The organism is Amycolatopsis sp. NPDC051061 (assembly GCF_040682935.1).
Taxonomy (GTDB): Bacteria; Actinomycetota; Actinomycetes; order Mycobacteriales; family Pseudonocardiaceae; genus Amycolatopsis.
The window spans coordinates 65050-77590 of the sequence record NZ_JBFBBZ010000044.1 but is presented as its reverse complement, the minus strand read 5'-3'; the positions used below and the strand labels follow the sequence as shown (position 1 = coordinate 77590).

Annotated in this window: 13 protein-coding genes; 7 read left to right on the top strand and 6 right to left on the bottom strand. The window is 71.1% G+C overall.

Annotation, left to right across the window (positions count from 1 at the left end; translation table 11 throughout):
* Positions 1–39 precede the first annotated feature (39 nt).
* Entirely contained in the window at positions 40–501 is a 462-nt protein-coding gene (locus AB0N03_RS40580) for a DUF6474 family protein (protein WP_364384011.1), read from the bottom strand.
* Positions 502–591: 90 nt separating this feature from the next.
* Here AB0N03_RS40580 and AB0N03_RS40575 point away from each other — a divergent pair, with 90 nt between their 5' ends.
* The 3 genes from AB0N03_RS40575 (at position 592) to AB0N03_RS40565 (ending at position 3609) form a co-directional block, all read left to right on the top strand.
* Positions 592–2232: a TM0106 family RecB-like putative nuclease gene (locus tag AB0N03_RS40575; protein WP_364384008.1), complete on the top strand. Its 1641-nt coding sequence runs from the start codon at positions 592–594 to the stop codon at positions 2230–2232.
* An 81-nt stretch (positions 2233–2313) separates the two neighbouring features.
* Positions 2314–2943: a PadR family transcriptional regulator gene (locus AB0N03_RS40570; RefSeq protein WP_364384005.1), complete on the top strand. Its 630-nt coding sequence runs from the start codon at positions 2314–2316 to the stop codon at positions 2941–2943.
* Between the two features lie 6 nt (positions 2944–2949).
* Positions 2950–3609, top strand: a complete 660-nt coding sequence (locus AB0N03_RS40565) for a class I SAM-dependent methyltransferase (protein ID WP_364384002.1) — start codon at positions 2950–2952, stop codon at positions 3607–3609.
* Between the two features lie 44 nt (positions 3610–3653).
* On the opposite strand, the gene AB0N03_RS40560 is transcribed toward AB0N03_RS40565, so the two are convergent.
* Positions 3654–4412, bottom strand: coding sequence for an SDR family NAD(P)-dependent oxidoreductase (locus AB0N03_RS40560; RefSeq protein ID WP_364383999.1), 759 nt, complete (start codon positions 4410–4412; stop codon positions 3654–3656).
* A 204-nt stretch (positions 4413–4616) separates the two neighbouring features.
* Here AB0N03_RS40560 and AB0N03_RS40555 point away from each other — a divergent pair, with 204 nt between their 5' ends.
* The 3 genes from AB0N03_RS40555 to AB0N03_RS40545 all read left to right on the top strand — a co-directional run bounded on the left by AB0N03_RS40555 (position 4617) and on the right by AB0N03_RS40545 (position 8249).
* Positions 4617–5921: a UDP-glucose/GDP-mannose dehydrogenase family protein gene (locus AB0N03_RS40555; protein WP_364383996.1), complete on the top strand. Its 1305-nt coding sequence runs from the start codon at positions 4617–4619 to the stop codon at positions 5919–5921.
* 133 nt (positions 5922–6054) lie between these two features.
* Positions 6055–6438, top strand: coding sequence for a VOC family protein (locus AB0N03_RS40550; protein WP_364383993.1), 384 nt, complete (start codon positions 6055–6057; stop codon positions 6436–6438).
* A 44-nt stretch (positions 6439–6482) separates the two neighbouring features.
* Positions 6483–8249, top strand: a complete 1767-nt coding sequence (locus tag AB0N03_RS40545) for a gamma-glutamyltransferase (RefSeq protein ID WP_364383990.1) — start codon at positions 6483–6485, stop codon at positions 8247–8249.
* Here AB0N03_RS40545 and AB0N03_RS40540 read toward each other — a convergent pair.
* Genes AB0N03_RS40540 through AB0N03_RS40525 form a run of 4 tightly spaced genes read right to left on the bottom strand, consistent with a single transcriptional unit; the run spans position 8246 to position 11565 of the window.
* Positions 8246–8641 carry a hypothetical protein gene (locus AB0N03_RS40540; RefSeq protein WP_364383987.1) on the bottom strand — a complete coding sequence of 132 codons (396 nt, stop codon included), beginning with the start codon at positions 8639–8641 and terminating at the stop codon, positions 8246–8248. The two genes, AB0N03_RS40545 and AB0N03_RS40540, sit on opposite strands and share 4 nt — an antisense overlap.
* Positions 8642–8687: 46 nt before the next feature.
* On the bottom strand, positions 8688–9569 hold the full coding sequence (locus AB0N03_RS40535) for a VOC family protein (RefSeq protein WP_364383984.1): 882 nt from the start codon (positions 9567–9569) through the stop codon (positions 8688–8690).
* Entirely contained in the window at positions 9562–10086 is a 525-nt protein-coding gene (locus AB0N03_RS40530; protein WP_364383981.1) for a sigma-70 family RNA polymerase sigma factor, read from the bottom strand. Before AB0N03_RS40530 ends, AB0N03_RS40535 begins: the two co-directional genes overlap by 8 nt.
* Before the next feature lie 54 nt (positions 10087–10140).
* The gene (locus tag AB0N03_RS40525; protein WP_364383978.1) at positions 10141–11565 is read right to left on the bottom strand and encodes an MFS transporter; all 1425 of its coding nucleotides are present in this window, start codon (positions 11563–11565) and stop codon (positions 10141–10143) included.
* Between the two features lie 101 nt (positions 11566–11666).
* Here AB0N03_RS40525 and AB0N03_RS40520 point away from each other — a divergent pair, with 101 nt between their 5' ends.
* Positions 11667–12500 carry a helix-turn-helix transcriptional regulator gene (locus AB0N03_RS40520; RefSeq protein WP_364383976.1) on the top strand — a complete coding sequence of 278 codons (834 nt, stop codon included), beginning with the start codon at positions 11667–11669 and terminating at the stop codon, positions 12498–12500.
* Positions 12501–12541: the final 41 nt, after the last annotated feature.

The window sequence follows — 12541 nt, the reverse complement described above, 5'->3', positions numbered from 1 at the left end:
GGCCCCCGGTGCGCGCACCGGGGGCCGTCTCGAACCGGGTCAGATCCCCAGCCGGTGCAGCAGCTTGCCTTCCAGCCGCTCCAGCTCGCCGGTCACCGCGCGGTGCACGGCCTTGCGCCGCGCCGCCGGCATCCGCTCGGCCGCCCGCACTGAGGCTGACAGCTGCTCCAGCGTGCCCAGCGACTCGCTCACGAACGTCTTGTCCGCCGCCGACGCCTTGTCCGACTTCTCCAGGTCCCGGCACCCCTCGGCGAGCCCCGCGATCCGGGCGTGCAGCGCCGCGCCGCGCCCGGTGTACGAGCCCAGCTGGTCGATCGCGACGCCGAGCTTGCGTGCCTGGTAGCGGTCGTACAGCTCCCGGGCGGAGCCCGCCGCGCGCACCGCGAACGGCGCGACCACCGGGATCACGACGGGGCCGAGCACCTTCGCCACCGCGACTGCGTTCTTCGCCTTCTTGGGGGTGAACCTGGCTTCACCCTCGACCTTGGCCTTGCGCGCCATGGCACCTCCTGCGACGTGTCGAGGTCGAACTTACTGGTCGCCCGGGTGGCGGGCATGTCGGCTCGGCGGTGGGAATCTAGAGTGATCTCCATGAAGGGCGAGGTGGTACTCGACGCGGGAGCGGTCAGCCGCTGCCGTCGGCGCGTGCACCTGGAGCACGACCCCGCCATGCGCGAGGTACCGCTTTCCCCGCCGGACCCCACGGCGCAGCAGCGGATCGACGACGCCACCGCCCACCGCGAGGACATCGTCACCCGGCTGATGGCGGCCAACCCCGGCCAGTGGGTGAAGATCGCCCGCGACCTCCCGGCCCACGAGCGCGTCGAGCAGACCGAGCGGGCCTTCGCCGCCGAAGCGCCCTACATCTGGGGCGCGCTGCTGCCGGTCGACCCGGCCGGGCACCGGCGCGGCGGCATCGACCTGCTCGTGCGCACCGGCCGCGGCTACGTCCCGGTCCTCGTCGTGCGCCACCGCATCACCGACCGCGGCACCGGCGCGATCGTCACCGGGATGACCGACCTCGACCCGGCGCACCGCGGGGCCGACGAGGGCCGCAAGGTGCGGTCGCAGCCGCGTGACCAGCTCCGGCTCGTCCACATCCGCCGCATGCTGCAGACGCTCGGGCAGGCCGACGAGAGCCTCGCCCTCGGCGGCGTCATTGGCCTCGACGCCGACGTCGTCGTCTGGCACGACCTCACCGCGGGCACCTGGCCGGGCGGGCGCAGCGCGCTCACCGAGTACCAGGTCCGCTTCGCCGACCGGCTCGCCATCGCCACGGCGGCCGCGAACGGCGAGGAACCGCTGGCCGAGCCGTCGCGCGTGCTGGAGTGCCGCCGCTGCCCGTGGTGGCCCACGTGCGAGGTGGTGCTCACCGAGTCCCGCGACGTCAGCCTGGTGGTCCGCGGCGAGGACGCGGTGGAGCTGCGCCGCGCCGGCGTATCCACTGTGGACAAGCTGGCCGCGTTCGACCCCACCGGCGACGCGCCGGAGATCAACTGGACCGGCGTGACGTTCCCGGACGCCGTGGTGCTCGCTCGCGCCTGGCTGGCCGACCTGACGCTGGTGCGCCGCGTCGACCGCGTCGAGGTACCGCGCGCCGACGTCGAGGTCGACGTGGACATGGAGAGCTTCGGCGACGCCGGCGCGTACCTCTGGGGCTGTCTGCTGACCGGCGCCGACATCGGCGTCTCGCCGGGTTACCGCGCCTTCGCGACGTGGGACCCGCTGCCCACGGGCGACGAAGCCCGGTCCTTCGCCGAGTTCTGGGCGTGGCTCACCGACGTCCGCGAGCGGACCGAAGCGGCCGGGCTGACCTTCCGCGCCTATTGCTACAACGCGCTCGCCGAGAACCGCTGGCTCTTCGGCTCGGTCGAGCGCTTCGGCGACCACCCGGGCATTCCCGCGAAGAAGGAAATCCAGTCCTTTGTGGATTCCGAGGAGTGGGTCGACCTCTTCCGCAGCGTCACCGACCAGTTCCTGTGCTCCCAGGGCAAGGGCCTGAAGGTGATCGCCCCGGTCGCCGGGTTCGCCTGGCGCGACCCGGAGGCAGGCGGCGAGGCATCGATGCGCTGGTACCGCGACGCGGTCGGCATGGACGGCGAGACACCGGACGCCGCCCAGCGCGAGCGGCTGCTGCGCTACAACGAGGACGACGTCCTGGCGACGCACGCGCTGCGGGAGTGGATCGACGCGCGGGCGCAGGCCGAAGTTCCGTACATGTTCGATCTCTGAGTAGCTCGACGACTAAGACACTTGCCTGCTGGCGCGTCTTGCGTATACTCGTCTGCGAGTACTCGTGAACGAGGAGTCGGCATGAAGAAGCGGAAGGTCGGCAGCATGCTGGGCCTCGCCGTGTTGTCCGTCGCGCTGGAACGCGCGATGCACCCGTACGAAATGGCGGCCGTGCTCAAGCAGCGCGGCAAGGACGCCGACATGCCGATCAAGTGGGGCTCGCTCTACACGGTCGTCGCGAACCTGGAAAGGCACGGCTTCCTGGAGGCCGTCGAGAGCGTCAAGGACGGCGGGCGGCCCGAACGGACCGTCTACCGGATCACCCCGGCCGGGCGCGAGGAGTTCGAGGACTGGGTCCGCGAGCTCGTCGGCACGGTCGAGAAGGAGCCACCGCGGTTCCGGTCCGGGCTGTCGATGATCGGCGTTTTGGGCCCCGACCAGGCGATCAGCCTGCTGCGGCAGCGGGTCGGGCAGCTCGATGACCACGTCGAAGCGCAGCGGGCGGCCCTGGAGCAGCTGAGGCCGCTGATGCCGCGGCTGTTCCTGGTGGAGATCGAGTACGACATCGCGATGGCGGAGGCCGAGGCGCGCTGGGCGCACGGCTTCCTCGAAGAACTGACCACCGGCGCCCTGCCCGGCATCGATGCCTGGCGGCGCTTTCACGAAACCGGCGAATTCCCGGACGACCTGGGGGAGTTCGTGGAGAGGTAGGAACCGATGGAGACGACCCGCAAGCACAAGGTGCCCGAGATGGAAGGCTTCCAGGCCCGCTGGTACGCCAAGAACCGCGGCACCGAGGCCCAGCTCGCGCAGTATCGCCGGCAGGCCGCCGAGGTCACGTCCGGGCTGAGGGAGGGCGCCGACGTCCTGGAGGTGGCGCCCGGGCCGGGCTTCTTCGCCGTCGAGCTGGCGAGGCGCGGCCTCCACGTCACCGGGCTCGACATCAGCCACACGATGGTGGAGATCGCTTCGGAAGAGGCACGGAAGGCCGGCGTGGACGTCGACTTCCGGCAGGGCGACGTCACGCACGCGCCGTTCGCCGACGAGTCGTTCGACTTCCTGGTCTGCCAGGCCGCGTTCAAGAATTTCCGGCAGCCGGTGGCGGCGTTGAACGAGATGCACCGGGTGCTGCGCCCGGGCGGGTTCGCGGTGATCCACGACCTGAACCACGAGGCCACCGGCGCGGACATCGGCCGCGAGGTGGCCGGGATGAACGTCGGCGCGGTCAGCGGGTTCACCGTCCGGCAGACGCTGGGGTGGCTGCGGCGGCGAGCGTTCACGCGCGAGCAGTTCGAGGCGATGGCCGCGGAGAGCGCTTTCGGCGGCTGCTCGGTGACGACCGACGGCGTCGGCCTGGAGGTCCGCCTCTCCCGCTGACGGCCCAGGGGGGCACTTTCACTCCGAAAGTGCCCCCCTCGGGGTCAGCGCGGGGCCATCCGCAGCGAGCCGTCCATGCGGACGACCTCGCCGTTCAGGTAGTCGTGGTCGATGAGCGACAGCGCGAGCTGCGCGTACTCGTCCGGCCGCGCGAGGCGCTTCGGGAACGGGATGCCGGCGGCGAGCGTCGCGCGGAACTCGTCGCTGACCGTGGCGAGCATCGGGGTGTCGACGATGCCCGGCGCGATGGTCAGCACGCGGATGCCGTGCGAGGCCAGGTCACGCGCCGCGGGCAGCGTCATGCCGACGACCCCGCCCTTGGACGACGAGTAGGCGACCTGCCCGATCTGGCCGTCGAAAGCGGCGATGGACGCGGTGTTGATGATGACGCCACGAGCGTTGTCTTCGAGCGGCTCGGTCTTCGCGATCGCTTCGGACGCGACCGCGAGCACGTTGAACGTGCCGATCAGGTTGATCTGGATGACCTTCGCGTACAGCGCGAGGTCGTGGCGGCCCTTCTTCGACAGGATCCGCGCGGACGGCCCGATGCCGGCGCAGTTCACCACCGTCCGCAGCGGCACACCCGAGCCGGACGCGGTCGCGACGGCCGCCTCGACCTGCTCGACGTCGGTCACGTCGGCTTCGACGTAGGTGATGCCGTCGACCTGCTCGGCCTTCTCGATGGACGGCGCCAGGTCGAGCGCGAACACCCGCGCGCCCTGGGCCGCGAGGGCCTTCGCCGTCGCCCCGCCGAGGCCGGACGCGCCCCCGGTGACGAGCGCCGCGGTGTCGGTGATCTGCATCTGTGCGGTTCCCTTCGCTGCTCTGACTGCGGACCCAGGTTAACGCTCGTTCGCTGTGACAACCGGGGCGCCGCCCCGGGCCGGGGGCTCCGCCACCCGGAACCCCCCAAAGCGGCGTTGGCGATTCGTGTCTTCGCTCACCGCTCTCGGAGGCGACCGTTCCCGTTAGCGTCGTGGTCAACTCCGGCTGTCACCTTCAGCACCATGACACCAGCTCGGATCGTGGTGGTAGGGACCGGTTACGTCGGCTTGACCACGGGGGCCTGCCTGGCCGGTCTGGGTCATTCCGTCACCTGCGTGGACGTCGACCGCGCGAAGGTGTCCCGCCTGGCCGCGGGGCGCGTCGACATCCTCGAGCCGGGGCTGACCGACCTGGTCGCCCGCGGGATTTCCACTGGCCGTCTCCAGTTCGTCGTCGGCGCGCGGGACGCGGTCCGCGACGCCCAGGCGGTGTTCCTCTGCGTGCCGACGCCGATGGGCGCGGGCGGCTCCGCGGACCTGCGCGCGGTCGAGGCGGTGGCCGCCGAGATCGGCGACGTCCTGCCCACCGGCTGCGCGCTGGTCACCAAGTCGACCGTGCCGGTCGGCACGTCGAAGCGGATCCGGGAAATGCTCGGCCGGACCGACGTGCCGGTGGTGTCGAACCCCGAGTTCCTCCGCGAGGGCACCGCGGTCGCGGACTTCCTCGGCCCGGACCGGATCGTCGTCGGCTCGGACGACTTCGCGGCCGCCCACTGGGTCGGCGAGCTGTACGCCGAGCTGGACGCGCCGGTCGTCGTCGCCGACGCGGCGAGCGCGGAGCTCGTGAAGTACGCCGCGAACTGCTACCTCGCGCTGAAGCTCTCGTACGTCAATTCCATCGCTGAGCTCTGCGAACGGCTCGGCGCGGACATCGACCTCGTCACCGAGGGCATGGGCCACGATCGCCGGATCGGCCGGACGTTCCTCAAGCCCGGTCCGGGCTGGGGCGGCTCGTGCCTGCCGAAGGACACGAGCGCGCTGGTCAAGGTGGCCGAGTCGGTCAACTACGACTTCAAGATGCTGACCTCGGCGATCGGCGAGAACATCGCCCAGCGCGACCGGATCGTCGCGAAGATCGCCGGCGCGGTCGGCGGCACGCTGGCCGGCGCGCGGATCGGCCTGCTCGGCCTGGCGTTCAAGGCGGGCACGAACGACCTGCGCGACTCGCCCGCGCTCGCCGTGGCCTCGGTGCTGGGCGCGCTCGGCGCGGAACTGATCGCCTACGACCCGGCCGTCGACGGCGGGATCGACGGGGTGACCGTCGTCGATGACGCCTACCAGGTCGCGAAGGACGCGGACGTCGTCGTCGTGCTGACCGAATGGGCCGAGTTCAAACACCTCGACTGGGCCGCGATGGCGCAGCTCATGGAGGGCATCGACGTCGTCGACACGCGCAACCTGCTCGACCCGCGGCTGATCGTCGAGGCGGGGCTGTCCTGGCAGGGCGTCGGGCGGCCGCGGGCGGCGGCGCGAATCAAGGTGTCTTGACGCGCTTCTCTTGGTTAGGGTGATCGGCACGGCATCGCGTGTCGGTCACCGGCTGGGTGAGGCATGGAGGTGGCGGGAGTGCCCCGGAGGCATTTCACTCGTGTCAGTATCCGTTTCCGTTGAATTGAACCACTTGATCGTCCCGTCCCGGAACAACCGGGAATCCGCCGAATTCCTGGCGAACCTGCTCGGCCTCGAAGCCGGGGAGGAATGGGGTCCGTTCATCCCCGTCGAGACGCGCAACGGCGTCCGGCTGGACTTCGCGACCATCCCCGAAGAAGACCTGCGCCTGCAGCACTACTGCTTCCTGATCCCGGAGGACGACTTCGACGCCGTGTTCGCGCGGCTCGTCGAAACGGGCGTGCCGTACCACGCCGACCCGATGGGAAAGCAGGTCGGCGAAATCAACCACAACCACGGCGGCCGCGGGGTTTATTTCCTCGATCCCGGCGGCAACGGGATGGAAATCATCACGCAGCCGTACGAGCCGGAGCGGCGTCGGCCGGCGTCTTGGTAAGCGCTGTCTGGTAAAAGTTCCTTAGCAATGCGTACTATCGGGGCATGTTCACGACGAGGCCGGAGCTGGCCGGCACCTTCGGGATGGTGGCATCGACGCACTGGCTGGCTTCGGCCACCGGGATGGCGGTGCTGGAAGACGGCGGCAACGCGTTCGACGCGGCGGTCGCCGCCGGGTTCGTCCTGCAGGTCGCCGAACCGCACCTGTGCGGGCCGGCGGGCCAGGTGCCCGGCCTCTTCGTGACGGCGGACGACCCGACCCCGCGGGCGCTGGCCGGTCAAGGCCCGTCGCCCGCGGGGGCCACGCCCGAGCACTTCGCGTCGCTGGGGCTGGACCTGATCCCGGGCAGCGGCCTGCTTCCGGCGACCGTGCCGGGCGCCTGGGACGGCTGGCTCCTGCTGCTTCGCGACTTCGGCACGAAGTCGCTTCGCCAGGTGCTGACCTACGCGATCGGCTACGCACGCAACGGCACGCCGCTGGTGTCGCGGGTCGGCGACACGATCCGCGCCGTCGAGCGGCTGTTCGTCGAGCACTGGCCGACGTCGGCGGAGCTGTGGCTGCCGGGCGGCAAGCCGGCTTCGGGCCTGCACCGGAACCCCGTCTTGGCGGACACCTGGGAGCGGCTGCTGCGCGAGGCGGAGTCCGTCTCAGGGCGGGAAGCGCAGATCGACGCGGGACGTCGTGCCTGGTCACAGGGCTTCGTCGCCGAATCGATCGACGCGTTCAGCCGGACCGCGTTCCGCGACGACTCCGGCCGCGACCACGCGGGCCTGCTGACCGGCGAAGACCTGGCGTCGTGGTCGGCGTCGTACGAAGAGCCGGCGTTCGTGGACGTCGACGACTGGCGCCTGGTCAAGATGGGCGGCTGGACGCAGGGTCCGGCGCTGCTGCAGCAGGCGCTGCTCATGCACGGGTTCCGCGACGAACTGTCCTATGTGGACGGCGTCCCCTCGGAGCGCACGGTCCACCTGGCGACCGAAGCGGCGAAGCTGGCGTTCGCGGACCGCGAGGCGTGGTACGGCGACACCGACGTGCCCCTGGACGTGCTGCTTTCCGCTCCTTACACGGATTCTCGCCGGGCACTGATCGGTGATTCCGCGTCTGCTGAGCTTCGCCCCGGCGACGCTCGTGGTCCGGCCCGGCTCCCGGCGATCCTGGACTCGCTGCAGGGCGTCCAGGCGGAAGGCGGCGCGACGGGCGAGCCGACGGTGGGTCCCCAGGGCCAGACCCGCGGCGACACCGTCCACCTCGACGTCGTCGACGCGGCGGGCAACCTGGTGTCGCTGACGCCGTCGGGCGGCTGGCTGCAGTCGAGCCCGACGATCCCGTCGCTGGGCTTCTGCCTCGATTCGCGCGGGCAGATGTTCTGGCTGGAGCAGGGCCTGCCCAACTCCTTGGCGCCCCGCAAGCGCCCGCGGATCACGCTGTCGCCGTCGTTGGCGCTGCGCGACGGCGTCCCGGCGCTGGCGTTCGGCACCCCGGGCGGCGACCAGCAGGACCAGTGGCAACTGTGCTTCTGGCTGGCCCACGTGTACGGCGGCCTGAACCTCCAGGAGTCGATCGACTCGCCGGCCTGGCACACGACGGCGTTCCCGAGCTCGTTCTACCCGCGCTCGTGGAACCCGCGCGAACTGGTGGTGGAGTCGCGGCTGGGAGCGTCCACTTTGGACGCCCTGCGGGAGCGCGGCCATTCCTTGGTGGACGCCGGCGACTGGGCGCTCGGCCGCTTGTCGGCGGTGTCACGCTCGGACGGCCTGCTGCGCGCGGCGGCCAACGCCCGGGGCATGCAGGGCTACGCGGCCGGGCGTTAGAGGGACAGCGAGGCCCAGCCGCCCCCTTCGGCGAGGAGCGTGCGGATGCCGTCGGCGTGTTCGGCGAAGCCGGCGAGATCGCTGTGCAGCAGGGCAAGCCGCTCGCCGTCCAGCGGCGCGGTGTCGCCCTGCCACAGCTCGCGAACCCAGCTGGCCGACATGTGCATCGACCCGATGAGCCCGGCGACCGCGGCTTCCTTGTCCCCGCCGGCGGTGAGGTAGTCGGCGAGGATCCGGTCACCGGCCCGGACCAGCTCCCGCAGTCCCCGCACGGCTTCGTCGGGACTGCCGTCCCAGTCCGGCCGGGGCCACGCCGACGAGCTGAGTTCGAGCCACAACCGCCAGCCCGCGGTCAGCTCGTCGTGGTCACGTGGCGTCCATTGCCCGGCCATGCCTTCGAGTGTGCGCCCGAACGCACGGCCCGGCAGATGGGATTGCTCACTTCGCGGGCTGCTGCCAGAGCCAGAACTCGATGCCCTGGTTGTCGGTGCAGTCGGCCGTCAGGCCGTACGGGTGGTTCTCGACTTCGCCCGCCTGGCCGCCCTGTTCGCCGACCCGGGTCAGGGCCGCGTCGAGGTCGTCCACGGCGAACATCAGCTTCCAGCCGACCTGGCGGCCCGGCCCGCCCCAGAGGCCGCCCGGACGGCCGTGGCCCTCGATGCCCCAGGCGCCTTCGACCGAGCCGGGGGAGAACTGCCAGCCGAGTACCGCGCCGTAGAACGTCTTCGCGGGCTCGGCGTCCGGGACCTGGAACGTGAAGTACATCGACTCGCCCTGCTTCGGCTGCGGCTCGGGCTTCGGCGACGCCTGCGAAACCAGCCACCGCTGGCCGAACGGGTCGCGGAACGAGCCGCCCCGCCCGTACGGCGAATCGCTCACCGCGCGGATGAGCGTCGCACCCAGCTCCAGCGCCCGGGCCACGCTGACGTCGGCGTCCGGCACCTCCACCCGCACCGACGCGCCCCCCGCTTGCGGCGCGACGTGCCCGATCTCCGGGTACTCCTCGGCGAGCATCAGCACCGCGTCGCCGATGGCCAGCTCGGCGTGCCCGATGCGGCCGTCGTCCATGAGGATCGGCTCGCCACGCCGCACAGCGCCGAAGACGTCGACGTAGAAATCGAGCGCGGCCCGCGCGTCGGACACGGCGAGGTAGGGCGTCAGCGACCGCAGTTCGGCAGTGCTCGTGGGGGCTTCGGTGGTCGTCATATCGGCTCCGTTCAAGATGACGCGACGCAGGTTGTCGCGCAGTTCGGCGGCGAAGTCCGGGTCGGGACCGACCCGCTCGGAGGGCCGGCGAAGCGCGTCGAAAGGCTCAGGCATCGCGACCCTCCTTCTCCTCGTAGGCGCGCCGGAACGCGGCACGGGCCCGCACGAGCAACGCCTCGGTGGCGTGCACGCTGCGCCCCAGGTGGCCGGCGACTTCGGGCACGCCCAAGCCGTCGACGTACCGCAGGGTCAGGGCCGCGCGGTGGTGCGACCCGAGGGACTCGAGCACCTGTCTCGCGCGCAGGGCGTCGAGCTGCTCGTCCCACGGGTCCTCGACGTCCGGCTCACTGTCGTGCACCAGCCGCAGCCCGCGTTCCTCACGTTCTTTGCGCCGCCAGTGGTCGGCGAGCTTGTGCCGGGCGACGCCGATCAGCCACCCGGTGCTCACTGGAGGTGCGTACTCCTTGCGACAGGCGGCGACCGCCCCGAGGAACGTCTCGGAAGTGAGTTCCTCGGCGAGCGTGCGGTCACCGCACCGGGACAGCAGGTACCCGTAGACCTCCGGCAGCGCGGTCTCGTAGAGCCCGAGCAGCGCGAAGGCCGGGTCCGGTCGTACCCGAGGTTCCGTCACACCCTCATAGTCGTCCGGCGCGCGACTTTTCCGACGGGTGAACGCCGGACTTTTTCAGACCCGGGGATCGGGCAGCCGCCGTCCGGTGACCGCGACGATCGCCGCCAGCACCGCCACCACTCCGATCACCAGCGCGAACGCGTCCCGGCTCCCCAGCGAACCCGAAAGCGACGCGTACAAACTCCCCAGCGTCGCCACGCCCAAAGCCAGCGCCGTCTGCTGGTTGGTCGTCATCACGCCGGACCCGACCCCCGCGAGATCCGTCGGCACGTGCGACAGCACGATCCGGAACAGTGTCGTCATCGCGAGCGCGTTCCCGACGCCGATCGCCACCATCGCCGGGGCCAGATCAAGAATGGTCACGTTCGGCCAAGCCGCCAGCGTCGTGCACAGCAGCGCCACCATCCCCACCGCCGTGATCGCGCCGCCGACCGGGACGACCTTCTGGCCGTAGCGCGCCACCAGCCGGCTGCTCAGCATCGACACCGTGAAGTACGCGACCGCCAGCGGCGTCAGCGCGCCGCCCGCGCCGAGCGGGCCGAAGTGCAGGCCCTCCTGCAGCGTCATCGCGAACACGAACATGAACGAGCCGAACGCGCCGAAGAACGGCACCGCCACCATCAGCCCCCTGCGGACACTCGGCAGCCGTATCACCGACGGCGGCAGCAGCGGCGTTCCGCCCAGCCGCTCCAGACGCCGTTCGACGTGTACCAGAGCCGCGGCCGAAAACGGCGACAGCGCCAGCAGCACGATCGACCAGACCGGCCAGCCCAGGGCACGGCCTTCCATCAGCGGGACCAGCAACGACAGCAGGGTCGTCGCCAGCAGCAGCGTCCCGAGGCGGTCGACGCCCAGCGGATTGTGCGCGCGGCTCTCCGGCAGCCGGCGGGCCATCACCAGCACCACCAGCCCGATCGGCACGTTCACCAGGAAAATGGGCCGCCAGCCCGTGCCGAACAGGTCCGCCGCCACCAGGCCGCCGCCGAGCAGCTGGCCGACGACCGTCGACAGGCCGCCCGTCGCTCCGAAGAGCCCGAGTGCGCGCGAACGCTCTTCGCCGGACGTCGTCGCCTGGATGATCGAGAGCACCTGCGGCAGCAGCATCGCCGACGCCGCCCCCTGCGCGGCGCGGGCGATCACCAGCGTGGTCGCCGTCGGGGCGATTCCGCAGGCCAGGGACGTCAGCGTGAACAGCCACAGGCCCGCGAAGAACAGCCGCCGCCTGCCGAACGAGTCGCCGAGGCGGCCGCCGACCACCAGCAGCACCGCGTACGCGATGCCGTAGGCGGCCACCACCAGTTCCAGGGTCGCCGTGGACGCGTGGAGGTCGGCATCGATCGTCGGCAGCGCGACGTTGACGATGAAGAAGTCGATGATCGGCAGTGCCGCCCCCAGCAGCACCGTGACCAGGCCGGCGGGGGTCAGTCCCGGCTGGGCCGGGGCGCCGGAGGTGATCGGCGCGAGTTCAGTCGTGGTCATGACTACTACGATCGCCTCGAATCCAAACTAGTACCAGTTGCTGTTTATCCAGGTATCACCAGTACCTGGTACCAGGTTCGGGCGCGTGCGATCCTGGCACCATGACCACCGCCGTCGAATCCGAACTCCGCCGCCAGGAGCTGGCGAGGTTCCTGCGCAGCCGGCGTGAGCGGATCACGCCCGAGCAGGTCGGCCTCCCGCTGCTGGGCCGCCGCCGGACGCCGGGGCTGCGCCGCGAAGAGGTCGCGCAGCTCGCCGGCGTCGGGGTCACCTGGTACACGTGGCTCGAGCAGGGCCGCGACATCAACGCGTCCGAGCAGGTGCTGCAGGCGATCGCGCGCACGCTGCGCCTCGACCCGCACGAGCACACCCACCTCTTCCGCCTGGCCGGCGCGCCCGAGCCGGAGAGCGAGAAGGACTGCCAGGTCATCTCGCCGCAGCTGGAGATGATGCTGAAGAAGCTCGAGCCGTACCCGGTCGCGGTGCGCAACGCCCGCTGCGACCTCCTGGGCTACAACCGCGGCTACACCTGGCTGATGGGCGACGTCGACGCGATCCCGTTCGAGGACCGCAACACCCTGGTCCAGTGCCTGCTCAACCCGCGGTGGCGCGAGCGGATGCTCGATTGGGACACGAACATCCCGCGCGTGATCGCGTCCTTCCGCGCGGCGATGGCCGAGCACGTCGCCGAGCCGGCGTGGAAGAACCTGGTCAAGCGCCTGAAGGCCGAGTCGCCGCTGTTCGCCGAGCTCTGGCCGCACCACGACGTCAACTCCGAGCCGATCCGCACCAAGCGGTACCTGCACCCCGACGTCGGGCTGCTGCGGTTCAACTTCACCTACCTCTACTCGGGCCGCCGCTCGGAGATCACGGTCTCGACCTACACCCCGGCCGACGAGGAGACGGCGGCGAAGCTGCCCCTCATGTTCGAGTGACTACGGCCGTCGACGTACGCCGGGAGTCGCTTCCGGACGGA

Coding starts and splice junctions, on each gene's coding strand:
- AB0N03_RS40580 (WP_364384011.1), bottom strand. CDS start 501: ATGGCGCGCAAGGCCAAGGTCGAGGGTGAAGCCAGGTTCACCCCCAAG.
- AB0N03_RS40520 (WP_364383976.1), top strand. CDS start 11,667: ATGACCACCGCCGTCGAATCCGAACTCCGCCGCCAGGAGCTGGCGAGG.
- AB0N03_RS40540 (WP_364383987.1), bottom strand. CDS start 8,641: ATGGCCGGGCAATGGACGCCACGTGACCACGACGAGCTGACCGCGGGC.
- AB0N03_RS40570 (WP_364384005.1), top strand. CDS start 2,314: ATGAAGAAGCGGAAGGTCGGCAGCATGCTGGGCCTCGCCGTGTTGTCC.
- AB0N03_RS40535 (WP_364383984.1), bottom strand. CDS start 9,569: ATGCCTGAGCCTTTCGACGCGCTTCGCCGGCCCTCCGAGCGGGTCGGT.
- AB0N03_RS40525 (WP_364383978.1), bottom strand. CDS start 11,565: ATGACCACGACTGAACTCGCGCCGATCACCTCCGGCGCCCCGGCCCAG.
- AB0N03_RS40555 (WP_364383996.1), top strand. CDS start 4,617: ATGACACCAGCTCGGATCGTGGTGGTAGGGACCGGTTACGTCGGCTTG.
- AB0N03_RS40560 (WP_364383999.1), bottom strand. CDS start 4,412: ATGCAGATCACCGACACCGCGGCGCTCGTCACCGGGGGCGCGTCCGGC.
- AB0N03_RS40545 (WP_364383990.1), top strand. CDS start 6,483: ATGTTCACGACGAGGCCGGAGCTGGCCGGCACCTTCGGGATGGTGGCA.
- AB0N03_RS40565 (WP_364384002.1), top strand. CDS start 2,950: ATGGAGACGACCCGCAAGCACAAGGTGCCCGAGATGGAAGGCTTCCAG.
- AB0N03_RS40575 (WP_364384008.1), top strand. CDS start 592: ATGAAGGGCGAGGTGGTACTCGACGCGGGAGCGGTCAGCCGCTGCCGT.